The 25,718-nt window shown below is 39.2% G+C and carries 21 protein-coding genes, 1 tRNA gene and 1 pseudogene; 3 read left to right on the forward strand and 20 right to left on the reverse strand.

Translation table 11 applies throughout. The features are described 5' to 3' along the window. Nucleotides 1-6: 6 nt before the first annotated feature. The 8 genes from ABIL39_04690 to ABIL39_04725 form a co-directional block, all read right to left on the reverse strand. Nucleotides 7-2,403, reverse strand: coding sequence for a tetratricopeptide repeat protein (locus ABIL39_04690; GenBank protein MEO0165418.1), 2,397 nt, complete (start codon nt 2,401-2,403; stop codon nt 7-9). 4 nt (nt 2,404-2,407) lie between these two features. After that, nucleotides 2,408-3,019 carry a chemotaxis protein CheC gene (locus ABIL39_04695; protein MEO0165419.1) on the reverse strand — a complete coding sequence of 204 codons (612 nt, stop codon included), beginning with the start codon at nt 3,017-3,019 and terminating at the stop codon, nt 2,408-2,410. Beyond that, nucleotides 3,012-4,523, reverse strand: coding sequence for a chemotaxis protein CheA (locus ABIL39_04700; protein ID MEO0165420.1), 1,512 nt, complete (start codon nt 4,521-4,523; stop codon nt 3,012-3,014). The genes ABIL39_04695 and ABIL39_04700 overlap by 8 nt, the downstream gene beginning before the upstream one ends. Before the next feature lie 6 nt (nt 4,524-4,529). Further along, nucleotides 4,530-4,889, reverse strand: coding sequence for a response regulator (locus ABIL39_04705; protein ID MEO0165421.1), 360 nt, complete (start codon nt 4,887-4,889; stop codon nt 4,530-4,532). An 88-nt stretch (nt 4,890-4,977) separates the two neighbouring features. Continuing rightward, nucleotides 4,978-5,397, reverse strand: a complete 420-nt coding sequence (locus tag ABIL39_04710) for a chemotaxis protein CheW (protein ID MEO0165422.1) — start codon at nt 5,395-5,397, stop codon at nt 4,978-4,980. Nucleotides 5,398-5,399: 2 nt separating this feature from the next. After that, the gene (locus tag ABIL39_04715; protein MEO0165423.1) at nt 5,400-8,540 is read right to left on the reverse strand and encodes an ABC transporter substrate-binding protein; all 3,141 of its coding nucleotides are present in this window, start codon (nt 8,538-8,540) and stop codon (nt 5,400-5,402) included. A gap of 46 nt (nt 8,541-8,586) precedes the next feature. Then, complete coding sequence (locus ABIL39_04720; GenBank protein MEO0165424.1) at nt 8,587-9,483, reverse strand: DMT family transporter; 897 nt, start codon at nt 9,481-9,483, stop codon at nt 8,587-8,589. 19 nt (nt 9,484-9,502) lie between these two features. Then, nucleotides 9,503-9,575, reverse strand: a tRNA-Phe gene (locus ABIL39_04725). A gap of 114 nt (nt 9,576-9,689) precedes the next feature. On the opposite strand from ABIL39_04725, the gene ABIL39_04730 reads away from it, so the two are divergent. The 3 genes from ABIL39_04730 to ABIL39_04740 all read left to right on the forward strand — a co-directional run bounded on the left by ABIL39_04730 (nt 9,690) and on the right by ABIL39_04740 (nt 13,060). Next, nucleotides 9,690-10,652 carry a GTPase gene (locus tag ABIL39_04730; GenBank protein MEO0165425.1) on the forward strand — a complete coding sequence of 321 codons (963 nt, stop codon included), beginning with the start codon at nt 9,690-9,692 and terminating at the stop codon, nt 10,650-10,652. Between the two features lie 97 nt (nt 10,653-10,749). After that, nucleotides 10,750-11,670 (forward strand): thiamine-phosphate kinase, encoded by a 921-nt coding sequence (gene thiL / locus ABIL39_04735; protein MEO0165426.1) that lies wholly within the window; start codon nt 10,750-10,752, stop codon nt 11,668-11,670. Then, on the forward strand, nt 11,654-13,060 hold the full coding sequence (locus ABIL39_04740) for an MFS transporter (GenBank protein MEO0165427.1): 1,407 nt from the start codon (nt 11,654-11,656) through the stop codon (nt 13,058-13,060). Before thiL ends, ABIL39_04740 begins: the two co-directional genes overlap by 17 nt. Before the next feature lie 27 nt (nt 13,061-13,087). On the opposite strand, the gene ABIL39_04745 is transcribed toward ABIL39_04740, so the two are convergent. From ABIL39_04745 to ABIL39_04800, 12 genes and pseudogenes are all read right to left on the reverse strand, one after another. After that, the gene (locus ABIL39_04745) at nt 13,088-13,633 is read right to left on the reverse strand and encodes a flavin reductase family protein (GenBank protein MEO0165428.1); all 546 of its coding nucleotides are present in this window, start codon (nt 13,631-13,633) and stop codon (nt 13,088-13,090) included. Nucleotides 13,634-13,741: 108 nt separating this feature from the next. After that, nucleotides 13,742-14,233, reverse strand: a complete 492-nt coding sequence (locus ABIL39_04750; GenBank protein ID MEO0165429.1) for a biotin/lipoyl-containing protein — start codon at nt 14,231-14,233, stop codon at nt 13,742-13,744. A gap of 105 nt (nt 14,234-14,338) precedes the next feature. Further along, nucleotides 14,339-15,835, reverse strand: coding sequence for an acetyl-CoA carboxylase biotin carboxylase subunit (accC, locus tag ABIL39_04755; GenBank protein MEO0165430.1), 1,497 nt, complete (start codon nt 15,833-15,835; stop codon nt 14,339-14,341). A 33-nt stretch (nt 15,836-15,868) separates the two neighbouring features. Continuing rightward, nucleotides 15,869-16,651, reverse strand: coding sequence for an enoyl-CoA hydratase/isomerase family protein (locus tag ABIL39_04760; GenBank protein MEO0165431.1), 783 nt, complete (start codon nt 16,649-16,651; stop codon nt 15,869-15,871). A gap of 190 nt (nt 16,652-16,841) precedes the next feature. Beyond that, nucleotides 16,842-17,858: a hypothetical protein gene (locus ABIL39_04765; protein MEO0165432.1), complete on the reverse strand. Its 1,017-nt coding sequence runs from the start codon at nt 17,856-17,858 to the stop codon at nt 16,842-16,844. A gap of 21 nt (nt 17,859-17,879) precedes the next feature. After that, nucleotides 17,880-18,185, reverse strand: coding sequence for a hypothetical protein (locus ABIL39_04770; protein ID MEO0165433.1), 306 nt, complete (start codon nt 18,183-18,185; stop codon nt 17,880-17,882). 53 nt (nt 18,186-18,238) lie between these two features. Further along, on the reverse strand, nt 18,239-19,327 hold the full coding sequence (locus tag ABIL39_04775; GenBank protein MEO0165434.1) for a sialidase family protein: 1,089 nt from the start codon (nt 19,325-19,327) through the stop codon (nt 18,239-18,241). Further along, nucleotides 19,324-20,211 (reverse strand): UV DNA damage repair endonuclease UvsE, encoded by an 888-nt coding sequence (gene uvsE, locus ABIL39_04780; GenBank protein MEO0165435.1) that lies wholly within the window; start codon nt 20,209-20,211, stop codon nt 19,324-19,326. Before uvsE ends, ABIL39_04775 begins: the two co-directional genes overlap by 4 nt. After that, nucleotides 20,208-20,795 (reverse strand): type-4 uracil-DNA glycosylase, encoded by a 588-nt coding sequence (gene udg, locus ABIL39_04785; protein MEO0165436.1) that lies wholly within the window; start codon nt 20,793-20,795, stop codon nt 20,208-20,210. Before udg ends, uvsE begins: the two co-directional genes overlap by 4 nt. A gap of 202 nt (nt 20,796-20,997) precedes the next feature. Further along, nucleotides 20,998-22,410 carry a hypothetical protein gene (locus ABIL39_04790; GenBank protein MEO0165437.1) on the reverse strand — a complete coding sequence of 471 codons (1,413 nt, stop codon included), beginning with the start codon at nt 22,408-22,410 and terminating at the stop codon, nt 20,998-21,000. A gap of 54 nt (nt 22,411-22,464) precedes the next feature. Beyond that, nucleotides 22,465-22,947 (reverse strand): T9SS type A sorting domain-containing protein, encoded by a 483-nt coding sequence (locus ABIL39_04795; GenBank protein ID MEO0165438.1) that lies wholly within the window; start codon nt 22,945-22,947, stop codon nt 22,465-22,467. Between the two features lie 315 nt (nt 22,948-23,262). Then, nucleotides 23,263-25,710, reverse strand: a pseudogene (locus ABIL39_04800) (C25 family cysteine peptidase). Nucleotides 25,711-25,718: the final 8 nt, after the last annotated feature.

Raw genomic sequence — 25,718 nt, forward strand, 5'->3', positions numbered from 1 at the left:
CTCCCTTCAAACTTGCGATTTTAAAAATTCCATCATCTCCATAGTTATATTAAGGCAGTGAGTGATCTTGCTCGCCAATTCTTCATCGGGACTTAAAAGCATCGCTTTTTTCCAGTAGCTGCACGCCTCTTCAAATTTACCTTCTTGCACAGCAATAATACCCAAATGGTAATGGGCTAGTGGTTTAGCAGGTTCAAGCTCAATTGCCCGTTCAAAATAGCTGCGGGCTTGCTGCCGCTCATTTTTTTCCAGATGATATATACCGGCGACCTCATAAAAATCATATAGCTCAGGCTTTTCTTGTTCAAGGAGATTCAAATACTTTGCCGCAGCCTCTAGGTCTTTCTTTTTTACCATAATTTTTGCCAAACCTAAGTTTACATTAATATCAGCAGGATTTCGTTGATACAATTCTTGATATATCTTTGCAGCCTCATCAAGTTCATTCAATTCTAAACTTAAGTTAGCAATTTCGCGCAGATAATCCGGATTGTCCTTCTGAATTTGCAAAAGATTTTGGTATTTTCTTTTTGCTTCCTTCAAACGTCCTAAAGATTTGAGCAAATTGGCAAGATATAATGTTGAATCAATATCATCAGGATGGCGTTGTGTGTAATTCTCCAGCTGATTCAAAGCGTCATCGATATTCCCAGCTTGGAAAAGAATGCGTGATTTCAAGACCACTGCCTCGCTCATCTCCGGCACCAATTTCAATGCCTCATCAACCATGTTCAATGCTTTGTCAAATTCATTTTTCTTTAAAAAATTTTCGGCTTCCTGAATGTAATCCTGAGGAGTTGGTATTTCTAATGTCGGAAAGAATTCTTCTACTTCTTCTGCAATTTTTTCCTTCACCTGTTCCTCAATCTTTGCCGGGGTGTAATACAAATTATGTTCATATAATTCCGGAGCCAAGGCAATACGGTATTTTTCTTTCTCGTAATTAGGTTCAATTTCCATCCCCTTACGGATATGTGAAAGACCTTCTTCAAACTGTCCGGTCTTCATCAGCAGAAAACCTAAATTATAATATCCCCCTGCATATCCGGGGGCCGCATTAATTACACTCCGGAACGCATTAACCGCTTCCTCGTCGCGACCCAGTTCGGCATAAACCAAACCCTTAAAGAAGTTGCCATCCACCGATTCATCTTTGAAAAGTTTTAAAACCTGTTCGTAATCACCTTTCTTATATAGATACATCCCTAAATTATACCTTGCCTCTTCACTTCCCTGAGCTATAGCGTCTTTTAGAATATTTACTCCTTCTTCGATTTGATTAGTAAGATAGAGGGCCAAACCAAGATTTGCCCGCGCGGGTAAATATTTATTATCAACAGCGAGTGCCTTCTCAAAATAACTCTTTGCTTGAGAGAAATTGTGTTTCTTGAAATAAACAACACCCAGACCATTGAGTCCTTTAATAGAAAGTGAATCGAGCTCCAGACATTTTGAGAAGTTATTTAATGCCTCATCTATTTTGTTAAGAAAAAGATGCACTTCGCCGAGCGCGGCATGGAGTTCGGCGTCTTCGCTATTCAGTTTCAACGCTTCTTCAAATTCCCGTTTTGCTTCGGTAAATAATCCTTTGTTTCGGTAGGTCATACCTAAATTAAAATGCACCTGATATTCATTAACCGAACTCTTGGGAATTCCTAATTGTTCTTTCAAAAATTCAAGATATCCCCGGTGCTCTTTAAGTTCAATAGGTAAATTGGGTTCAAACTGGGCAAGGGCAGGATTGAGTTGAATTGCTTTTTTGATTTCTTCCCGACCTTCTTTGTGCAAGCCCTTTTCACCCAGCGCAAAGCCCAAAAAGAAATGGGCCTCCGCCGAAGAGGGGTCAAGCGTAATTGCTTCCTGAAAATTCTTTATCGCTAAATCAATAATTCCTTTGTTGAAATATATCTCACCGAGCAGACGATAGCCTTCTGGAGAAATTTTAATCTCCAAACTCTTTTTTATCTCCTCTAAGGCGTCGTCATATTTTCCCAAATTTTTCAGGGTGATACCTAATCCAAAATGTGCCTCATAAGAACCAGGATTGAAATCAAGAATTTTGCGGTAATAAATGATCGCCTGTGAATAACGATTTAATTTTCGATAAGTGTCGGCGAGCTCCAAGGTTTTGCGCTCGTCAAATGGTTCCACTTCAATATGATGGGCAAGTTCTTTGACTTTGCTTTCAAGCTTTCCTGACTTCTTCAAGATTATTTCCAAGTTATTCCGTGCCAGGGTAAAATTGGGGTCAATGCTTAGAGCCTTCTCCAGTTCCTGAATTGCCTCTTCATAAAGCCCTTTATTATAATATACCACCGCAAGATTATTGTGGGCTCCCGGATCGTTGTCCGGGATGCGCTCTGCAAAACTTTTTAAAACTTTATACTCCTCAGGAGATATCATAACCCTATATTAAATTTAGTTTCTTCAACATTATTTCTAAGCTAGAATTATCGGGTAATAAAAGAAAATATGCGGAAAGAGGTTTATTGAAATCACCGAAATCGAATTGTGTTTCAATGCAGAAAATAAAATCTTTTTCGTTGCCAAATTCCACAATAACGCTTGAAAGGACCGCACCTACCATATCAATGATCATCCCGGGTACTGAGGGGAGTATCAAAAGTCCCAACAGTTCACCAAGTGCATTCATATATGAACAAGAAAGAATATTGGATACTTCCTTGAGAAGCGATTCCTGTAATTCAATTGTGCTTTCTTGCCCCTCGGGCATCAATAAACGTGTCAGTTCTTGAGCATCCTCATAGGGATATAAAAGCAGTGTCCTCCCAGTCAAATCGCCAAGAAAATACAAAAGAACCGATGCCACGATATCATTTGGGTCGGCAATTTTTAAAATAACATCTTCCAGTTGTCCGGTATAGAGTTTTGGAACCCTTATCATAACCTTTTTGCCGAGTAGTTGAGAAAGCGAAGTGGCAGCATGCCCACCTCCAATATTGGCTACCTCTGTAAGGGCATCAATCTGTTTTGTCGTGAGATTTTTAGCATCAATCATTTAACCCCCTGGGATCGAGAATCAAAATTGGTTTACCATCCCCATAAATAGCACATCCTGAATACAGCGTTGCCGGAAGCAATTTATCAATTTTTTTAACCACCATCTCTTCCTCCCCTAAGATTTCATCAACAATAAAGCCGCGTCTTTTACCCTCATATTCCACCACAACCACTGATTTCCTCCCTGGTTTTGAAAAACCCCCCAATTTTTCATTCACTCGGACTAAGGGAAGAATACTATTCCTCAATTTGATAAGTTCATGTCCATGGACCGTTTGAATATTGCGGTCATCAATGTAGAAAGTTTCCCGGACATAGCTTAAGGGTAAGGCAAACCGCTGTCCATCTAAGCGCAGGATAAAGGTCCGGAGCACGGCCAGGCTGATGGGAAGTTCCATGATAAACTCTGAACCTTTCCCCTTTTGGGATTTTATCTCAAGTCGACCACCCAGCTCTTTAACGCAAGAATTAACAATGTCAAGCCCCACTCCCCGGCCGGAAACGGCCGAAACTTCTCTTTTTGTGGAGAAATCACTCCTTAGTAAGAATTTATAAACCTCCTCAGTGGTCAACTTTCGAGCGGCATCTTCATCTACTAACCCCTTCTCCACCGCAATTTTTCTTATCTCATCAGGATCAATTCCTCGGCCGGTATCTGCTACAATTATTTTTATTTGCTGCCTCTCCCGGTAAGCCTCTAACATTATCTTACCTTTTTGTTCAATACCGTGGTCAAGGGCATTACGCAGTAAATGGAGTATGGGCTCACGTAAAACATCAATAATTGAGCGGTCCACCTCCAGTTCAGCTCCTTTTACCACGAACTCCACTTCTTTATTCTGTTTTTTAGCCTCGTCCCTTAACCAGCGCGGGAAAAAGTCAAAAACTGTAGATAGCGGGAGCATCCGCAGACGCATGACCTCATCCTGAAGGGCAGTGATAAACCTTCCCATACTTTCGATCAGAAACTGAAGTTCCCTGTTGGCTATTTCCGAACTCAATTTTAAAAGCCTTGATTTTAAAATGAGCAATTCATTGGTGAGATTAAACAAACTATCTATCTTCGCCATTTTTATCTTAATTTCGCCCGTCTCAAACCTCAACATGGAGGGACGTTCAAACTCCACTCTCTTGCCTTCTTTAATATCCTCACAAATTTTACATAATTCATCAGCCGAAGGTAGTTTATCATTATCTTTTAGTGCCCTTAAAAATTTAGTGAAATAATCAACAACGCTGAAAAGAAATTCAATAAGTTGCTTTTCAATTTCCCCCTTTCTTTTCGGTTCGGAGAGCAAATCCTCAGCCAGGTGGCTCAATCGACCCAACTCCTCAAAACCCATCGTCTGCGCCATGCCCTTAATAGTATGTAGAATCCGAAAAACCTCCAAAATTGCATTGCGATTTTGGGGTTCCTTTTCGAGATTTAACAACTCACTCTCCAGTTGCCTTATGAATGACTCGGTTTCACTAATAAAAAGTGGTAAATATTCCTCAAGCATCTTGGTTTACTTCTTCATGATTCTTTCTATAGACTCCAACACCCGAGAAGGTTGGAATGGCTTCACAACATAGTCAATTGCCCCGGCTTGAACTGCCTCCAGGACAAGTGCCTGTTGACCCATAGCTGAAACCATCAAAATCTTTGCCTTGGGATCGATTTTTTTGATTTCTTTAACCGCCTCAATACCACTCATATCCGGCATGATGATATCCATTGTTACCAGGTCTGGTTTTAGTTCCTTATACCTTTCCACTGCTTCCTTACCTGTGGCTGCTTCTCCACAAACTGTATGCCCACCCTTTTCTAAAATATCGGTGAGCATTCGACGCATGAACATTGCGTCGTCAACCACCAGAATTCTCATTTAACCTCCTTTTTCCCTAATCCCCAATGAGCGGAAACGTATTCCATAGTAAATTAATTTTATCTTAATTTTTAAAAAAGTCAATACTCTATTCTTCCCTGGCGATAACCCGGGAGAGGTTTAGAATCAAAATCGGCTTTTCCTCACCTTCATACGCACCAACGAAAAAATCTCTTTCCTTTCGGGTGACAAGCAACTCTGAATTCCGATTAATCAAATGGCTATCTATCTTTTTGGTACCCCACAGTCCATCCACCCTCAGACCGGCAATCCGCTCTCCTTCCTCAATCACCAGAATCATATTCGATTGTTCTTCACCTGTAATTCCTAGACGTTGACGTAGCGAAATAATCGGAACAATTTCCCCCCTGATGTTTGCCAATCCCAGAATAAAGTTAGGAGCATGAGGGACAGGAACAAACGGGGGTAGTTCCGTTACTTCACGGACTTTTCTGATATCTATCCCCACTAATTCATCACCAATCTTAAAAATTATCAATGTTTCCATAGTTATATGCCTACAAGGTTTCTAAAACGGACCAATCCAAAAGGGTCAACGACAAACCCCTTTATATTCTTCTGCACCGCATAACAATCAACACCATGGGATATGAAAACCCAGAGCGCATTATCAACAATAAAATTTTCTATCTTCTGGTAAAGCTCCAGCCGCCGGCGTAAATTCTGTTCTGATCTTGCTGCTTCAATCATTTGGTCGAGTTCCTCGTTGGCATAAAAGGAAGTATTGCCGCTTGCTCCAAAATTTTTGGAATGAAAAAGCGTATAAACGAAGTTATCAGGATCACCGTTATCTGAAACCCATCCCCTCAGACTCATAAGGCTGTTCCCACTGTAAGTCTTATTTAGAAACTCCTCCCATGGTAATGCATTTATCTTTAGCTTGATACCGATTTTCGCGAAAGATTCTTTAATAAACTCGGCTCGTTTGATCGTCTCGGAACCTGCCCTTATATCAAGGATAAATTCCTCGTGGATACCATTAACAAAACCTGCCTCTCGCATCAATTCCCGGGCTTTTTTAAGATCATATGGGTAGCCGGCCAATTTGCTATTGTACCCGGGTAAACCCGGGGGATAAACACCATGGGCGGGTATTGCTTTGCCTCTGAGTAATGAGCGACAATAATATTCCCGATCAAGTGCATAATTCATTGCCTTTCGCACATTTAAATCAAAAAAGGGCGAAATTCGGGAAAAATTAATAGCAAGATAGTGGGTAGATAGTACTGGTCCAGCATAAATTTCCTCCGGAGAAAACTCTTGTAGCATATCAACCGTCAAATTCAAAATTGATAATTCGCCACTTTTAAATAATTCCAGGGCCTCTCTGTCATCGGGAACAATTTTTATGATGCATTCAGAAATTGGTGGTCGACCGTCAAAAAAATCATCAAAGGCTTCAAAAATTATTTCTTTCTGCCGTTCATAATGTACCAGCTTATAAGGTCCACAACCTACCGGCTTATCCGGGTTAAAGTTTGATGGCACTATATCACAGACGCCACAAGCCAGGTTAGCAAGAAAAGGAATATAAGAGAATTTCAACACAAACCGGACATGATATGGGTCTACTATTATCATATCGGAAAGATACTCAATGAAATTGGCGTTAGGACCCTTTTTTACTCGATTCAACGAAAAAATAACATCCTGGGCTTGAACCTCCTGCCCATCATGAAATTTAACTCCCTTTTTTAGATAAAAATCCCAAACCCTACCATCTTCCGATACCGAAAATGAATAAGCCACTGCCGGAATGATATGATTTAGTGAATCAAAAGTGTAAAGGCCGGTAAAAACTTGTTCAATCACCTGATGGCTGGTGGTGTCGGTTTTAATCGCCGGGTCAAAAGTGATGGGATCTTCAGTGGTCCGCAAGACGATACGTTTTTTTTCGGTGGTAATCACCGATACCTCTTTCTTGAAATCTTCAATAAGCCCTCTAATTTCATGTGCGAGTTTCTCTCCAGATTGGATAATCGTATCATAAGAAGAAAAATATTCATTTATCTTCTGGTATTCTTTTTCAAAGTTACGATAATATTCACCCAGCATGCCACATTTGGTAATCATTTCTGAAGTTGTAGAAAACATCTCCTGGGATAAGGTGGCAAGGTTATCAAGAGTGCTGTTACTCTCATTAATTGCTTCGGTCGCAATCCCCAAAGCATTGAAACCAAGTTCCACATCACTTGCAGTTTTTATAAAAAATGTTATAAGATAATTGATATCTTTTTCCAATTGTGCCAAAACACTATCAATACTCTGAACAAATTCAGAGGACTGATGGGAAAGCGTTTTTATTTCCCCAGTCACTACCCCGAGAGTTTCGGCATATTTGCCACTCCGTGCACTCTCAATACTCGCGTATAAACCTAAGAGGCGAGCCCGATCCGTTACATGTTTCAATTCAGTGAGTGGTTTATCGACTTTATTTACAATACTTTTCAGTCGGCTGGACTTATTTGTTAACAAACCAAGTAATTCGCTCACGTCCTGGTAAAAAACTTTGGCTCGCGCTAATGTTTCGTGTGCAAAATTATGAGTCTTACGCCATGACTTCATCTTTTCTCCGATCATGTTAATTGTTTCGTTAAGATGTTTCGCCTCCGAAACAAATTGTAATATCAATCTCTCTGAAAAGTGCAGGTCAAATGTTTTTAGCGTTCTACCCAGCAGGCGTTCCGTGCCCTCCATTCTCGGTTCATACAATAGAATATTTCTTAAGATGAAAAAAAGCGAGGCAAAATTCTGGTCGTTGTCACTGGAAATTAACAAATTTTTTGTGTTATTGAGATGTTGAAAAAATGCACCCAATGACAATTCAGTAACCGAGGCAGTCCGAATAATTTGGTAAATGTCTTCAAGATAACCAGGTAACCTTTCACTCTCTTTCTGTAAACCGATTTGCAGTTCCTTTTGTATTGCGGCACTATTAGAAACATCTCTAATTGCGTTTTCCAGATAAGGAATGAAGGTTAATAATTCATTATTGATATTTAAAAATTTGTCTGCGATTTCTTTCAAGTATAAAATTAAACTTTGAATTTTTTGAATGTCCTGGTTTAATTCACCGATATTCTTTAGTAACTCACTGGAGATCTCTGGAATAAGTTGCATAGGCAGATGAGCATTACGGACTAAATCGGTCATCTCGCGAGCGATAACCTCGAATCCTCTTCCTTCTTGTCCTGCATGAAAAGCAGTTATCCCGGCATTCCTTGAGGTAACCTCAATAGTTTCAGAAATGAGGTTTATGTTTTGAATAATTTCCACCAGGTGACCTATTCGTTCCTGAATTTTATTTAAAGTGAAGATAATATTATTCAGATCAAGATTAATTTTTTCCGATACTGTAACCGATTCCTTAAAATTTTCTATACTCCTTTTTAAAAGGTCATTCATTTTTTTGATTTCGGAGTCAAAAACATCCACTCCCTCGATCACCAATTCAATCGTTGCCGAGAGATTGTTAAACTTCTGTTTTATCTCGGTCAACAACTCGGAATTGGTCTGAAGGCTATTTTCGATCTGCTGCCCAGTAGTGAGAAAATTTTGAAAATAAGTATCATACTGCACGAATAAAGGTTTTAGGCGTTCGATTATTGTATCTCTCAACATGCTCGCCATATCTCATAATATTTTATCAAAATTTTTTCAATTGTCAATTAAAAAACTACTTGATAAAAATTAAACCCACCCCCAAAATAGCAATTAGTGTTCCGATTACATTAGTGCGAGTAATTCTCTCCTTAAATATCCAATAAGAAAGGGGGATTAAAATTATCGGTGGTAAGGCCATCAAAGTTGAAGCAATCCCGATGTAAGCGTGCTGAATAGCAACAAGCGAAAGCCAAACCCCTAAAAATGGACCAAAAAATGCACCAGCCAACATTAAACAGATTGCGTTATTATTTTTTGCTCCCTGAATCGTTTCAATCAATTTGCCTTGAAATAATGCTACCACCCAGATAAAAAGAGTGCCGGCTGTCACCCTGATCAAATTACCCGCGAGCGGTTGCAAATTATTGCATAAAAGTCCTTTTTTTGATAAAAAATATCCTAGGGATTGACATAGTGCAGCTGCTAAACCACATAATATGCCGCGCAAATAACTTTTTATTTTAACATCAGAATTCTTCTTAGCATAAAGAACAATGCCAATGCCCAAAATAGTGACAATAATACCAACCACGTCCTTAAGTGTCAAAACCTCACCCAATGCTAACCAACCCAATAACATTCCAAATACAGGTGCCAGTGACATTAACAACATCGTCAGGCGTGGGCCAATTAAAACATAGCCCTGAAACAAAAATGTATCCCCGATGGCAAAACCAATTATTCCTGAGAGACCAAACCAAACCCAATGACAATGCATAGCATTTTGAGGAATTAAATTTCCCGAAAGTACCCAATGAGTTAACAGCAAAAATAGCATACCTAATAAAAGTCGTATCCGGTTAACAGTATTGGCACCGCTGAGCCGTGAGGCTAAGGTAAAGAATATTGAACCAAATGACCAACAAAAAGATGTACCTATGGCAGCAATTTCCCCGTAATATTTCGACATTTACCCGATAGATTAAAAATGCCAGGGCGCAGAATCGAACTGCGGACACCCGGATTTTCAGTCCGGTGCTCTACCAACTGAGCTACCCTGGCAAATTATGTAAATTATATCCAATTTTTGCTAAAAGTCAACAAAAAATTACAAAACCCTAATAGGTGTGAAATTTGTAGTTGTTGACTAAATTAAAAATTTGGATAATATTTTATATGCCCGCAAATTTACCACCTCAATACTTTGAAGTTGAGAAGAAATATCGGGAGGCAAAAACTCTACAGGAGAAACTTTTTTATCTTCAAGAATTACTAGCCATAATTCCCAAACACAAAGGTACCGAGAAACTCCAAGGGGAATTAAGAGCAAAAATCTCCAAAACTAGGGAGTTGATGGAAAAAAGCAAGAAATCCACAGGTACTACCGCTTGGTACCAAGTAGAAAGACAGGGTGCAGGGCAGGTTTTGCTGGTCGGACTGCCTAATTCTGGTAAATCAGCACTTTTAAACCTTCTTGCCCGGACTAATGTTGAAGTGGCACCCTATCCATTTACCACCACCACCTTTCAGGTAGGCATGATGGAATACGAAGATATCAAAATTCAAATCGTGGATTCTCCCCCAGTTTCCGAAAATGCGCCAGCCTGGTTATACGCTGCATTCCGATTTGCAGATTTGCTTTTGATAATTCTCGATGCTGCTGATGATAATCTTTTAGAGCAGATGGAAATCATAAAAAGAGAACTGGAAGTTAGAAACATTTACATAGAAAAAGAAAATCCAGATGCTAAAAAGTGTTTAATTTTATTAAACAAAATAGATATAAACAAAGCGGAAGGAAATAGCGAAATCTTTCTGGAGTTTTATGGCAATAAATTTAATATTCTCAAGATTTCAACAAAAACGGGGTTAAATATCGAAACCTTAAAACAGCAGATATTTAGAAATTTAAATATCATTCGCGTTTATACCAAGAAAATTGGTCAGCCTCCAGTTAAAAAAGATCCAATTGTTCTAAAAATTGGTGCGACGGTGATTGATGCTGCTGAATACATTCATAAAGATTTCAAAAAAAATTTAAAGTTCACCCGATTATGGAATGACCGTGGTTTTAACGGGCAACGCGTTGAGAAAAATTATATCCTCCAAGATGGTGATATCGTGGAATTTCATGTATAAAATTTTGAATCTCCAAATTTCAATCTTGTTATTCAAGCATACTTTGATTGTTAAAAATCCCTTCGCAAAATCTATTTTTTAATATTCCAGAAGTATCATGGCGGAAATTGAAATAATCAAATATCTACGCAGCAAATTTCCTAAAAAAAATAAGGAGATCCGTGTGGGTATTGGTGATGACGGGATGATAATGAAAAATAATACGGTAATTTCCACCGACTCTTTTGCCCAAGGTATTCATTTTGATTTAAAATACTTTTCAATGTTCGCATTGGGTTGCCGGACCATGGGGGCAAGCCTTTCGGATCTTGCAGCAATGGCGGCGGAACCAATTTGTGCTTTAATTAGTCTCGGACTTCCTCGAAGCACTAAAACTTTACAAATAAAAGAATTATACCGAGGTTTCGCTTATGTCTGTAATCAATTCCACTGCGATATCTCAGGGGGGGATATAATAGAAAGTCCCATTTTGACCATCACAATCACCGTGGTCGGAAAAACTCGAAGTCCCTTGATGCGATCGGGTGCCAAGCCTGGTGATTACCTTTACACCACCGGTTATCTGGGTCTTGCTGAAGTTGGAAGAATAGTTCTTAAAGAAGGATATCGCCGAAATCAATTTCCCGAAGCAGTAAAAAAGCATCTTTACCCTGAACCCCGAATTTATGAAGCACAAAGATTACGAAAATATCTGAGTGCGGGCATCGATACTTCGGATGGTCTATCAACCGATGCCCACCACCTTGCTGAGGAAAGTTGTGTCCGGGTTCTAATTGAAGAGATCCCTATCCACCCCGAAGTGGCATTGTTATGTTCATTTAAAAAAATCTCACCCATAAAATTTGTCCTTTCCGCGGGAGAGGATTTTGAACTATTGGTCGCCGGCAAGATCCTATATAACCTGCGCAATATAAAACTTTTTAAAATCGGAAGAATCCTCGAAGGAAAAGGCGTTTATCTTTTGCGAAATAAAACATTAAAAAGAATTTATCCTACCGGTTATGAACATCTCCGCTAATAAAACAATAATCCAAACAAACCGGAGAAATATTGTGCTGTTTGTAACTACCTTGGGTTCTTTTTTAACCCCTTTTATGGGCTCGGCGCTAAATGTGGCTTTACCGGCGATCGGCAGAGAATTCAATATCAATGCCCTCCTGCTAAGCTGGATCCCTACTTCTTACCTCCTAGCTGCCGCAATGACTCTTGTTCCCATCGGACGAATTGCAGATATGATCGGACGGGTAAAGGTGTTTTTCGGCGGGGTTATTATCTTCAGCATTTTCTCATTGCTATGTGGAGTGACTAATAATATTGCATTCTTCCTCGTCTGGAGAGCAATTCAGGGATTGGGAGGTGCAATGATCTTCGGAACTTCCGTAGCAATATTAACAACCAAGTTTCCGGTTCATGACCGAGGTCGGATTTTGGGGATCAATGTCGCGGGTGTTTATCTGGGACTTTCCTTAGGACCATTTATCGGCGGATTTTTTACCCAACATTTTGGCTGGCGTAGCATATTTTACCTCAATGCCCTTTTCGGCGCTGTGATGTTACTCTTAATGGGTTTATTCATCAGATTTGAAAAATTAGAAAAGCGCGCTGAACCTTTTGATTATCTGGGGATTTTAATCTATAGTCCTGCTCTATTCTTTCTTATGTATGGCTTTTCGCTTCTACCCCAGGTATTGGGATTTATCCTATTATTAATCGGAGTGGTTTTTATTTATTTTTTTGTCAAATGGGAATCGAAAGTTATCATGCCGTTATTAAATATTAATCTCTTTAAAAATAATCCTGTTTTCTTTTTTTCCAACCTGGCTGCGCTCATCAATTATAGTGCAACGAGTGCCGTCGCATTTCTTCTCAGTCTTTATCTTCAATATTTAAAAGATTTTTCCCCGCAAAAAGCCGGCATGATTCTCATTGCCCAGCCTCTTACGATGACCTTCTTCTCCCCGTTTGCCGGTAGACTTTCCGATAGAATCCAGCCTCGAATAATTGCCTCTGCCGGTATGGGGTTAACAAGTGTGGGGTTAATATTATTATCTTTCATAGGTAAAAATACAGGAATTTATTTAATAGTAATCTACTTGTTAATCTTGGGATTGGGTTTCGCCTTTTTTTCTTCGCCCAATACAAATGCTGTGATGAGTTCGGTGATAAGCGAATATTATGGTGTTGCTTCCAGCACCCTCGCAACTATGAGATTACTGGGGCAGATGTCTAGCATGGGCTTTGTAATGCTGATATTTTCAATTACTATAGGAAAGGCAAAGATTACTCCACAGATTTATCCCTCTTTTCTGCAGACCCTTAAAATTGCTTTTTACTTATTTACCGGGCTATGTATCTTTGGCGTCTTTGCTTCATTGAAGAGAGGAAGACTTACAAGAAAATCAGATTAAAATCACTGTCTTGAAAATACAAGGTCTTTAGACTTTTGTCCGCTCTGAGGATTTCATAAAATAGTTACCACCACAATGATAAATCAACCTCACCTTTGCGGTATCCCAGACATCATCTTTGAATAAATCTTCTTCTGCCTCAGCGTATAAAACTTCGCCAAAAAATACAATATGGTCGCCAATTTCTATTGAATCAATTACTGAACATTCTATTGAACCAATACATTCTTTTATCTTTGGTGTATTAATTAACTTTTCTGCCTTTTCCGGCGTTAGTTTGGTCTCTTTGAATTTATCAACATCTCTACCCGAATGTGTACCACAATATAGCATCTGCTCAACCAAGTTCCAATCTGGAATATTAACAATAAACTCACCGGATTTTCTAATCAGTTCTAAAGAAAACCGTTCTTTGCCAATTGATATTGCTAATGCGGGAGGTTTTATTGAGACTGGTGTTTGCCATGCAACCGTGATGATGTTTGATTTGTCTTTGTAATGCGATGTTATAAGAACGACATTACCAGAATTTATCAACCTATTCGCCTTTGAGCGTGGTACTTCTATTTTCATGGGTCTCTCCTTTCACAGAAACACCAAGAAAAAAAGCTGTCTCAACCCAAACAAATAATTTAAAAATTTATTTAGGTATTTAAATATTTTTAAACTCAAGGCAGTTGGTTAGGCTTCTAACTCCACTATCGGCACAAACGCATCAACCTGCTCACCTTCTTTATAATTTATCTTTTTGACTACCCCATCTTTTGGAGCCCTCAATTCATTCTGCATCTTCATTGCCTCAACGATTGCTAATGTTGTACCCGCGCTCACCTTGTCACCAACTTTCACCGGCACTTTCACCAGTAAGCCCGGCATTGGCGAAACAACAGCGTTAGACTTTTCAGCAGCAGTAACTCCGCCCTTCACCTTCTCCTGTTTTTCTATTTCAAACGCATAATATTCACCATCTATTGCAACATATAATCTATCTTTTTCTTCTGCAACGAAAATATTGAAAGATTCATTATTAAGTTTGAACTGGAGAGTATTTGGGAGGGCATTTATATCACTAATTTTATATGCCTTGCCGTTGATAACAAAATTGTAGAAATTATCGCCCTTTTCTAATTCTATAGTATAGACATTATCCAGATATCTTAATCTAATTTCCATAAACAAAAAAAGTCTGCACATGAATTGTGCAACGAATCACCCCGCTACATTTCTGTAATTTAACCAGATAAACTCGGGCTAAAATAGGAATGCTTTTTAAGCATTTTACATTTGACATATCTCCCACCTTCCTATTTCAAGCCAGGGATTGGATTCTGAGACAACCTTTTGGGCGTAATTAAGATGAACCTGTTTCTTGTTCAAGGAATTCAATGCCGCAGCAATTAACGCAATATCAATCTTTTCATGCCTTGGCAAAAGCGATTGTAGATTATCATCAATAAAATGGGTATGCAGTTCACCGTTTATAAATTGCTCCGTCTCAACTATCCTTTTCAAAAATGGAATGTTGGTCTTAATTCCTAATATTATATAATTTTTTAGTGCCTGTATCGTGCGAGCTATTGAATCGCCTCTCGTTTCTCCCCAGACAATGAGTTTTGAAAGAATCGGGTCATAATGGGGTGGGACGACCCAACCTGAATAAATTCCTGAGTCCACCCTTATTCCTGGCCCCTGTGGTTCCTGAACAAATAGAATTTTGCCTGGCGAAGGCATAAAATTGTTATCCGGGTCTTCAGCATAGATTCTTGATTCAATTGCATGCCCGCGCTGTTTTACATCTTCCTGTTTTATATCAAGTTTTTCTCCAGCGGCAATCATTATCTGTCTTTTTACAATATCATAGCCTGTAACCATCTCGGTTATTGGATGCTCAACCTGAACACGGGCATTCACTTCAAGGAAATAGAAATTTCTATTCTGATCAAGCAAAAATTCTACGGTTCCAGCATTAACATATTCAGCAGCGGCTATTATTCTCTTTGCGGTCTCCCCCATCTTTTCCCTTAACTCTGGTGTCAATGCGGGCGAAGGAGTTTCTTCAATGATTTTCTGATGTCTTCTTTGAATTGAACATTCCCTTTCACATAAATGCACAACATTTCCATATTTATCACGCAAAACCTGGAACTCAATATGCCTTGGCTTCTCAATATATTTCTCAATATATACACTCTCATCACCGAATGCACTCTTTGCTTCACGTTTACTAAGTTCAAGATTTTCTTTTAATTCCTTTTCGTTATGGGCTATATGCATTCCCTTTCCACCGCCTCCGAGAGCGGCTTTGACAATCACCGGATAACCAACCTGCTGGGCAATTTTTAGATATTCATCAATATCCGCACCTGAGACTTCCATTCCAGGAATGATCGGTGCATTTATTTTCTTTGCGGTGATTCGAGATGCTACTTTATCACCGACAAGCGCAAGCGCCTTTGAAGATGGTCCGATAAACACAATTCCATTATCTTCACATGCCCTGGCAAAGGCTGGATTTTCTGCCAAAAATCCATAGCCTGGATGGATTGCCTCGGTACCAGTTTTCTTTGCTGATTCAATAATAACCGGTATATTCAAATAACTTGCAAGGGGAGCAGGTTCACCAATACAGATTGTTTCATCACAATATTGTAAATGGAGAGATTGCCTGTCCGCAGTAGAGTATACACCTACAGTCTTTATACCCATCTCTCTACAGGCTCGGGCAACCCTTATCGCAATCTCACCGCGGTTGGCAATTAGAATTTTCTTAAACATTTCTGCTTCACGAAAATATATTCAACATAAATCTTAAACCCATCTGGGTTTTCTCTTTTCTAAAAATGCGGACATCCCCTCCTGTGCCTCATCAGAAATCCGCATTTTTGCAATCACTTCGGCAGTATATCTTTTGAACTCATCCACCGACATCTGTGGAACCGTTCTCAAAAGTTCTTTGCATTTCTTTATTGCCTCGGGTCCACTTGAGAGCAATTGATTTACAAGCCCTTCAACTGCCTTATCAAGACAATCTGGCGGGACTATAATATTTACAAGCCCGGCATTTAAAGCCTTTTCCGCGGACATCCGCTCACCGGTTAAAAAGAACTCTCTACACCTTCCTTCGCCACACTTCTTTACTACATATGGAGATATACAGGCAGGGATCAATCCTAATTTTACTTCGCTAAAACTGAATTTGGCATCGGTAGCTGCAACCGCAATGTCGCAGACTGCGACGAGACCTGTTCCACCACCAATTGCATATCCCTGGACTTTTGCAATTGTTGGTTTTGAACAGGAATAAATTTTGTAAAGCATATCCGCAAGGGCAAGGGATTCTTTTAAATTCTCTTCGTAAGAATAATCCTTTACCCTCCTCATCCAGTTCAAATCTGCGCCAGCACAGAACGATTTTCCTTCACCAGATAAAATAACCACCCTTACTTCATTTGACTTTTCAATCTCATCAAAAACCATACTCAATTCCTCAATCATTTTATCGTTAAATGCGTTATGAACATCAGGCCGATTTAGGATAACATTACCAACATTATTGGAAATTTTCAAGATTAATGTCTCAAATTTTGTCATTCTGATATATTATATCCAGATGCGAGAAAAATTCAAGTCTGATTTAATTCTGACTCGTATCCACATTTAAGATGATTGAACATTCCACAAAATTTTCTTAAGGGTAAAACCCGAGGGTCTACCTCAAATTTGATTAACAATAAAAATGTAGGGCGAGGCTTTAGCCTTGCAATAAGTATTTTTATTTCTACTATTTTAACTTAACGATTTTGCAAATCTGATTATCAACGGTTCGCAAAATATAGATGCCGCTACTGTAACAGGTAAAATCAAAATATCCATTTTTGACATTACCGATGAATTTTCCAGTGGCATCATATATTGCACCGCAAATGGTTTTATCTACTCTAAGTTCATTGCCCACGATGTATGAAGTTAATGTATGATTTTGAAGTTTCTGAACATTTTCTTCAATCCCAACGCTTACATCAAGATTTCCATAAATATCGTAATCCGTTCGGTATTCCTGCCATACGGTAAGGAACTTATTATTTGCTCCTAAATAATGGTCGCAGTTATAACAACTATAGTTTATATTGGAAATATTAAAGTAAGGTCCAAGTGGAGCTCCTGAAGTGCTATAAAAACGTCCACATATCTGGTTATAAGAACCCACTATCTTTGAGAAAGTTACAAGATAGTTAACACCCGAATGTCTAACCGCAAGTGAACTGTAATCAACAGTATCAGCAATAGTAAAAATTGAACCAATCGGAGTCCCACTTGAAGAAAGCATGCAGCCTTTCACTGTATAAGTATAGCCAACTGGTTGATATTCAATCCAGCATAAGAGATAATTTGAACCACTCCAGGCAATCCGTGTTGTATAGGCAGATTGAGACAATGTCAACACATCAAATATATTACTTCCGTATGAACCGTCCGTGTTTATGAACCGTCCCATGATTTTGTAGGACGAAAAGGAAGGGCTCGACCATATTACGAAGTAATTAGTTCCATTATAGACCACTGATGGATAATAGAAATAAGGCTGGGATCCGGTGCCAATCTGGATTCCATTGGGTTCAAGGACCGTTCCGGTTGTTGATACACGGGCACCATATACTTCTTGGTAGCTATTACGTCTATCAATCCAAACTGCGAAATAATATCCACCGCCAAAACAGACATCCGGAGATTCCTGGACGCCAGGGGCATTAGAAATAAAAAATGAATTTATTGAATCACAGGTGGAGGTGACACGCACCCCGACAATATTACCCGCACTTCAACAACTGTCCCTTAGCGCAACCAATAAATTTATTCCGTCATAGGCAACCTTCGGCGGATATGCTGCCTGGCGGTTAAATAATAACTTGCCATTGGGATCAAGAACACTACCGCTGTTGGTCACGCGTGCGCCATACAAGGCATAACTACCCAGAGAACTATAATACCGCAAATCACTCCAGAAAACATAAAACTGATTGTTCCCGTAGATAACGCAAGGCGCCTGCTGGTTGGCAGTATAATTACAAATGACAAAATTCGCACCAAGGATAAGATTAAGATAAAATCCGAGGCTTAAACCCATATTTCTCCTTTCGCCCTATTCTATCCAAAAATAAAGTTTTGTCAATAAAAACTTTATTTCCTTGTTGCAACCCAGGCGTCGGCATCAAAACGATCATATTTTGTTCCTTCAGGATTTTCATAAACGACAACGAAGTAAAGGTCACCTTGAGACGTTAATGTCGGTTCACCAACCCCTGCGGTATTTCCTGCAGAAATAACCAATTCTGCCGTTCCCCAGTCGTCCCAATTGCCGTAAGTTTTCTGTTTTCTTCTAAATATTGCCAGTTTGCCATCGGTATGTTCGGCTGAATAATATAGCCACCAATCTGTACCATCAAAATATAAATGAGGTTGATGTTCTTTTTGAGAAGTATTCACAGTAGTTACCGGGAGTGGCGTTGACCAATTTACTCCATTATCCGTACTGACTGAATACCAGATGTCATGCCCGCCTTCGCCGCCCGGTCGGTCTTCACTATCAAAGAACAAAACCAGTGTGGTATCATCAATCAACTCAATATGGGGATTATCCTCAGTATAAGCCGTATTTATGAATTGTGTCCCAAAACTATCAATCGGTGTAAGTAAACCACCTATTCCCGAAGGATTAGGAGTGGTATTTCTAATACACTTTATGTTCGTATTCGCTGTATAAACATCATTGCTGGTAAAAACACAAATTGAAATAGTTGAAGAATCAGCAAAAATTGAACAGAAGCCGCCTTCGCTATAGATACTCCGTTTCATATTGGAAGTAGTCCAGGCTCCAAATTCTTCGGTAATTGAACTACGCGTCGCAAATATAATATCGCTATGATACCAGAGAAAAGTTCCGACGGGATTACTCTTTAAATCCATATCATAATGGGGACCACGGTCATATTTAACAAGGTTTTCTACTTTATCACCGTTTAAGACAAATGATAAAAAATCGGCAGGCATATAAGTCGCATACAAATGCAATCCATCACGGCTTACATACAATCCGTCTTCCCAACCCATGGTATTATTATTCAACATTTGGGGTGTATTAAATTCATTGGGCAGATGACATTCCACATAAGCATTTTCTTTTATTTGCTGCCAATTGGTAACCTTTTTTTCACAATTTAAAATGCTTAGGATAATGCAACAAAAAATGCTAATTTTAGATATTTTCATTGTGTCCTCCATTTATTTATGACCTTTAATGCCTTTAAGGCACTTCTTTCTTTATCTTTAATCTCCAGCATAATATCAAAATCAAGTTCAAGTGTGGTTTTTATGTAATTTTCAAAATCCTTAAGATTTATATGATGCGTATGGGTTCCTATTCTTGCCCCTCTTTTCTGAGTACTATAATCCGTCATCAACAACCCATCTTTTTTATGCCAGGTCTTTATTGCCAATTTTAGTGCATCCAAATAAGATTCACCGTTATTTAAACAAAAGTGATGGAAATAATCAAATAAAACAGGAATACCTGTTTCTTGAGAGATGAGCAAACAATCACTAAGTGAATATAGCCGTTCATCATTTTCAATCACCAGTCTATCTTTAACCATTATGGGTAATTGCTGATAATTTCTTATAAATCGCTCAATTGATTTTTTCTTATCATCATAAATACCACCGATATGAATTTGCACCTTGGCGGTTTTGTCCAGTCCCATTAAATCAAGTATTTCGCAATGATAAATTAGTTCTCTAACGCTATTTCTTACAATTCCTTTGTCTGGCGAATTAATTAAAACAAACTGGTCTGGATGCATTGAGATTCTGAAGTTGTGTTCTTTTATATACTTCCCAATTTCTGCAAAACGATTTTCAAAATACTTTTGCCATTTGAATTTATTTATGGAGTGGCTTGCAAAAGGAACAATATCAGAACTGATTCTAAAAAATAAAAGATTATGGTGAACATTAAATTCAAGAATTTTTTGGAGACAATCAAGATTATTAGTTATTTTCTCAATGAGATTTTTCTCTGAATAGTTTTTTAATCTGAATGTTGAATTTGTCGTACAACCAATGGATAGATTTATGCACGGATAGCCAATTTTCATATTTCACTGATATGTTTAAATTCTTCTAAAATTTTAAAATCTCTTTCCAAAACTTTTTTCATATTGATATTATAAACTGCCACTGCGGGATGATACAATGGAATTATTTTTATATTCCCATATGAACTATCTGTTTCAAAAATCTTACCGTGAATTCTGCTTATCCCTTGAATTTTATCCTTTAATCCAAATTTCTCAAGGATAAATGCAGTCGCATAATTTCCGAGTGTGCAGATAATCTTCGGCTTAATAATTTCTATCTGTCTTTCTAAAAACGGTGTGCACGCTTTTATTTCATCGGGTTTCGGGTCGCGATTGTCGGGCGGTCTGCATTTCAGAATGTTGCCAATAAAGACTTCTTCGCGCTTGAGATTTGCGATAGCAAGCAATTCATCAAGAATTCTTCCCGCATCTCCACAGAATGGTCTTCCGGTCCTATCTTCATTCGCACCTGGTGCCTCACCGATGAACATAATCTTTGCCGAAGGATTCCCCTCACCATGCACAGGATTTGTCCTTGTTCTGTGTAATGGGCATTTATTACATACAACAATTTCGGCTATGATTTTTTCAAGACTATCCATTGTTTACCAAGATACATCAGGGGAGTTCCCCTGAAACCCCCAGATTCTTCGGGCACTCCAAGCCCTCAGAATAGCGGATTGTTCTGTCATTCTGACCTTGACCCTGAGCAAAGCGAAGAGGAAGGTGAAAAACCAAATCTATTTGTTGGGGTAATGTATTTTTGCCGAAATCAGTAATTCGGCTGAGCGCGCGAGTATCTCTTTATTTCACAATTAATAATTTTTCTGCCTCTGCTTCTTTTTTACCCTCAAGGATTAAGAAATAGACACGAGAACTGAAGTCGGATGAATTCAATCGGTAAGAGTAAAAACCAGACTTAACAATTCCTTGAGCAATCGTCTTAACCTTCCTGCCAAGAATATCGTAGAGGTCTAAACTGATTCGCTGCCTTTCAGGAATGGTGTATTGAATTTTAGCATTATCCCTGACCACACTCGGCAAAACCACCAGTTTCAACCCTTCACCTTCCACCTTCAACCTTTCACCCTCTTCAATCCCTACTATTGTGCCATAGATGTAATGGATTTCACGATAGGTATAATCGTCATTGGTAGCAAGCCTTGCAATATGAATCGTACCATCTTTTCCAATCCGCAGTGAACCTTCAAAGCCTTTTGTAACTGATGGTGGAAGAGGCAATCTCTCTTTATGCCATCCTGTAGTATTTCTGTAGGCAAACCAAGATTTTTCATCACTTCGCGAATAGATAAAACAGGGCTCTCCAAGTGAATCTATATCTATAGATTTCTGTGTACCAATCCAGCCTGAAAAGTCAACGATATCAATCCACCAAACTAAACCATCATAGTAAGCATATTTTAGTTGATAAGTGGTAGGATCTGTGTAAGCAATGCCTGGCAAATCATTTGGGCCAATAGCAATTGATGTTGTTGTTTGACTGATATTATGTGCGCTATCTATTTCTTCAATACACCAAATACCACTTTCCTTATATGCATATGAAAGATTATCGTGTGGTCCTCCAGTATCCCAAAGACAATGAAAATAGCTAATATGGGGTGTATTTTGGGAATCCAGGCAAATTGAGCAATGATAACAACCAACAGGAACTGTGTCAATCATTTCTTTTTGCCAGATTGTATCTTCTAATAAATAGGCATAAAATCCGTATCTCCATCCATCTATCATATGCTCATAGGCAATGTGAGGAACACCCATAGCATCCGTAGCTATTGATTGTTCATTAAAATCGTAAGTGTTATTTGGAATTGCAACTTCGACCGTATCTTTTTTCCAGTCTGACGAATCTTTTCGGGAAACGATTAGATAGTCAGTATTATTAAGGTCATCAAAAGCAGAATAGACGCACCAGATACGATTAAACCGGTCAATTGCTAAATCGTAATGGTGTGTAAAAGGGACTTGGTCGGCATTTAACTCAAGAGTATCGACAGCCCATATACCAGCAGTCTTTGAATATAAAAAAAGATAGTATAATGAACGATTGGCCCCTACAATTCTCTTTTTGGAGACAAGGAGGTAAGGATTTCCAGAAGAATCTAAGGCAATAATAGGCAGACTAAAGGATGCGGTGTCAGCAGCTACAACCTCTATAGTCCAGGCTGATAATGAAAAGAACATCAGCATAAGCATTTCAACCTCCCTTGTGGGATGCACAGACATTGAGAAAATCTACATCCCAATTCGTTATTTCACAATCAACATTTTCTCGCATTTGATTTCTTTTTCACCAGTTAGCATGAGGAAGTAGATACCGGCACTAAGATGGTTTACATTCAAGCTAGTTATATAGACTCCGGGTTCAGTTATTTCTTCAAGAATGATTGCGACCTTGCGACCAATAACATCGTAGAGATTGAGCGTTATATGTTGCTTTGTGGGAATAGAATATTGCAATTGGGCATTACAGCTAAGAATATTGGGCAGAATTTTGAGACCGAATTCACGATTTAGTGGCGTACTCGTAACCGCTTGTGGACCCCCACCTTCTTCTTCAAATTCATAGAGATTCCCTTTGTGGCACATCGCAAATTCACCACGGATTTTTGTTATTCTCATAACAATTTCACCATCGTTCATATAACTCGCTGGAGGAACAGGAAGTTCAACAGTCTTTGGAACACCAGCGTCATATTTTATCAGATGCTGGGCAGTATTGTCAATCTTCACCCATTGCCGCCATTCACCTTCGCTTTCATGATAGGCGGTAATATCAAGCCGATACTTTAAATCAGGATTTAAGCCAGTGAATTTGTAGATAAGTTCTGTCGTATCATAATCAACTGGATAATTCTCATAGGAAATGTAGCCATCGCGCTGAACTAAATAAGGTGACGGCGTTTCTGAACCCGCATAGATTGTGTAAAGAGGAATTGGAATATACTGTAAACTCTTCTGTAGTGTTTTAATCCCGAAGATATAAGGATTATCTTCGGATTCGTATTCTTCGGTGAATGCACTGTAAAGATAGATACCCGTAAGTATCTATCTCCAATCACAGGATGCCCACACCGATTGAGTATAGGGTGTATTGCTCAGATTACCATCACCATAAAGGTCAGAATGATAAAGCACTTCCCAATTCTGCTTGCCGTCAATAAATTGATGCTCATTCCAGACCAGAATATTATTATTCGCGGTAATCACTGGCCAATCAGAGCATTGATTTGGTGTCTCTATCTCTTTCCATTTTGTCCAATTTTGTGGTGGTTGATTCAAAAACCGTTCAGCTTTGTAGATTTCCCGGCTCTGGGTATTACCAGGTGTTTCTTCTTCACTCCAGACAACAATTGCCTTTTCATTGGTGAGATAAATGAACGGATGCAAGGATGGTTTGTTATAAGAATTTGAAATATTTATCGGGTCAGTCCAACCGGTCTCGGTTAAGCATTTATACCAGATTTCAGCAGCAGGCTCACCGGCTTCAGGCGGAAAGTCATAGACAATGTGGGGATAGCCATATTGCAAATCAATACTCGGTGAAGAAGGCTCCCAATCTTCAGGCACAGTAGCAGAATCTATAATTATTGTTTCGGTTCCGGGATTGAAGACATCAAATCGTTTGTAAACCACATAGGCCTTGCCTGGAGCATAGAGGACACCACTATATACCATATGACAGATATTATTTGCATCAATGCGAATTGCAGGTGGGGATACCCTTGGCTGGAATGGCGGGGGACCATAAGGATAAGAATCAACCATTACGACTGTCCAGTTTGGTTCATCATAACGGGCAAAGTAAATGACTGCAGGCGGATGGATTTGCCATACTTCATATGAATTGCGAAAGGCAAGGCAGGGGCGGGGATTCGGTTCGGTTGTCAATCCAATGCTTGGATTATAGGTAAATTGGGCAACATTTTGAGTCTGTGCCCAGGATGAACCACCGTCCGTAGATAATGAATAAGCACTCCAGGCATCGGGACCATTAACCCCCGGAAATTCAAGGGTTGTAAAGGATAAATTCAGATTTTCGGTATTTGGCTGTCGCACTAACTTTCTGCCTTCAGTATATTGGGTATGCGAAGTTGGAATATCAACATCAAACTCAAAGATCTGGACATCACCCTGATAGGGGATATAGTTATGTTTGGTAACGGTCACTTTCATTACACCGGTAGAAGGCACATTAAGGCTAAAATACGCTATTCCATCAGCATTTGTCATTTCTGATTCATAGACTTCAGGAAGGGTTGCACCTGGTTTGTAAAGAGTCACCAAGGCATTGGGCAATGGTGGATATGGGTCAGGCTGAGGACCATATTCACAGACCTTTACTACAAAATTAACCTGCGTATTTGCTGGTATTGCATCAGGATGCTCAACAATCATATCCTTTGGATTTTCGGTCCAGACCGGCATTTCGGGAGAGCCGAAGAGATTGTTAATAAAAGTTTGGTACCAGCCTATCCATCCATAGGAATATTTGGATTTAGCCTCTGCAATTCCAATTATATATCCTACAGGATTCTGAAACAAATTCTTAATAAAACCTTCATGCGTAAATTGTGATTCACTCCAATATGCATCTCTCGTATTTCCTATGTAAGCAACAGCACCGATAGCCGGTCTCTCGTCTGGTGGCATACTTAAACGGTAGAAAGAAGTAAACGCCTCCGCAAAACATGGCAATGGATCTGTAGGATCCCAGCAACTCCATCCATGAGGCCCAAGATTATCGAAATCTGCGGTCGCACAACCAGCAGAATAGAAAACATAGTATTTATTGACATTATCTAACTCATCAAGTGATGGCCAATTGTCATGTTCAAAACTCTCAACGAGATACTTTTGAGCATTGTAACCCACCGTTCTCGTCCTTATACCATCGGGTGCACCATGACCATAATGCGAACCTATACCATAGCCTTTACTAAGCGTATCTATCAATCCATGGTCTTGCGGAGTGCTTGGAAAATCCACTATTTGGTGTTGAACAAAATAATTTGGAAAATATTGCTTGACTTCTTCCATTCGCTCTTCGAAATCATATCCACCATAGCTCGCCTAACAAATCCATAGCGAATGGACCATAAGATTTTTGTTTACTGGAGATTTTTCATAGGTTAATCGCTTTTCAACCCAGGAAAGTACTTGGTCATAATTCCACGCTGGAACACGCCCAATCCAAATTTCTTCATGATAGTCGGGATTATTCATCCATTCACCAGTGAAATCCTGAAAATAAAGATCGCCCGGAGCTCCTCCCCAGTCATATCTACAAGGAAAGTAATTTTCTGGAAAAATAAATTGAGGGGCGCCACCTAAAATAGCAAAAGCAGTTCCACATTCAAGATACATCTTTCTTAAATATTCTTTTATTTTTGCCGCATCATCACCAATATACTCTCCAGGATAACCAGGTATGGGGTCCCATATTCCGTCGTAATTGAGATATATCCAATCCGTAGCAACTATAGCGGTGAACATTCCTTTTT

Source organism: candidate division WOR-3 bacterium (assembly GCA_039802205.1).
In the GTDB taxonomy this organism is placed as follows: domain Bacteria; phylum Hydrothermota; class Tepidihabitantia; order SM23-42; family JAOAFX01; genus JAOAFX01.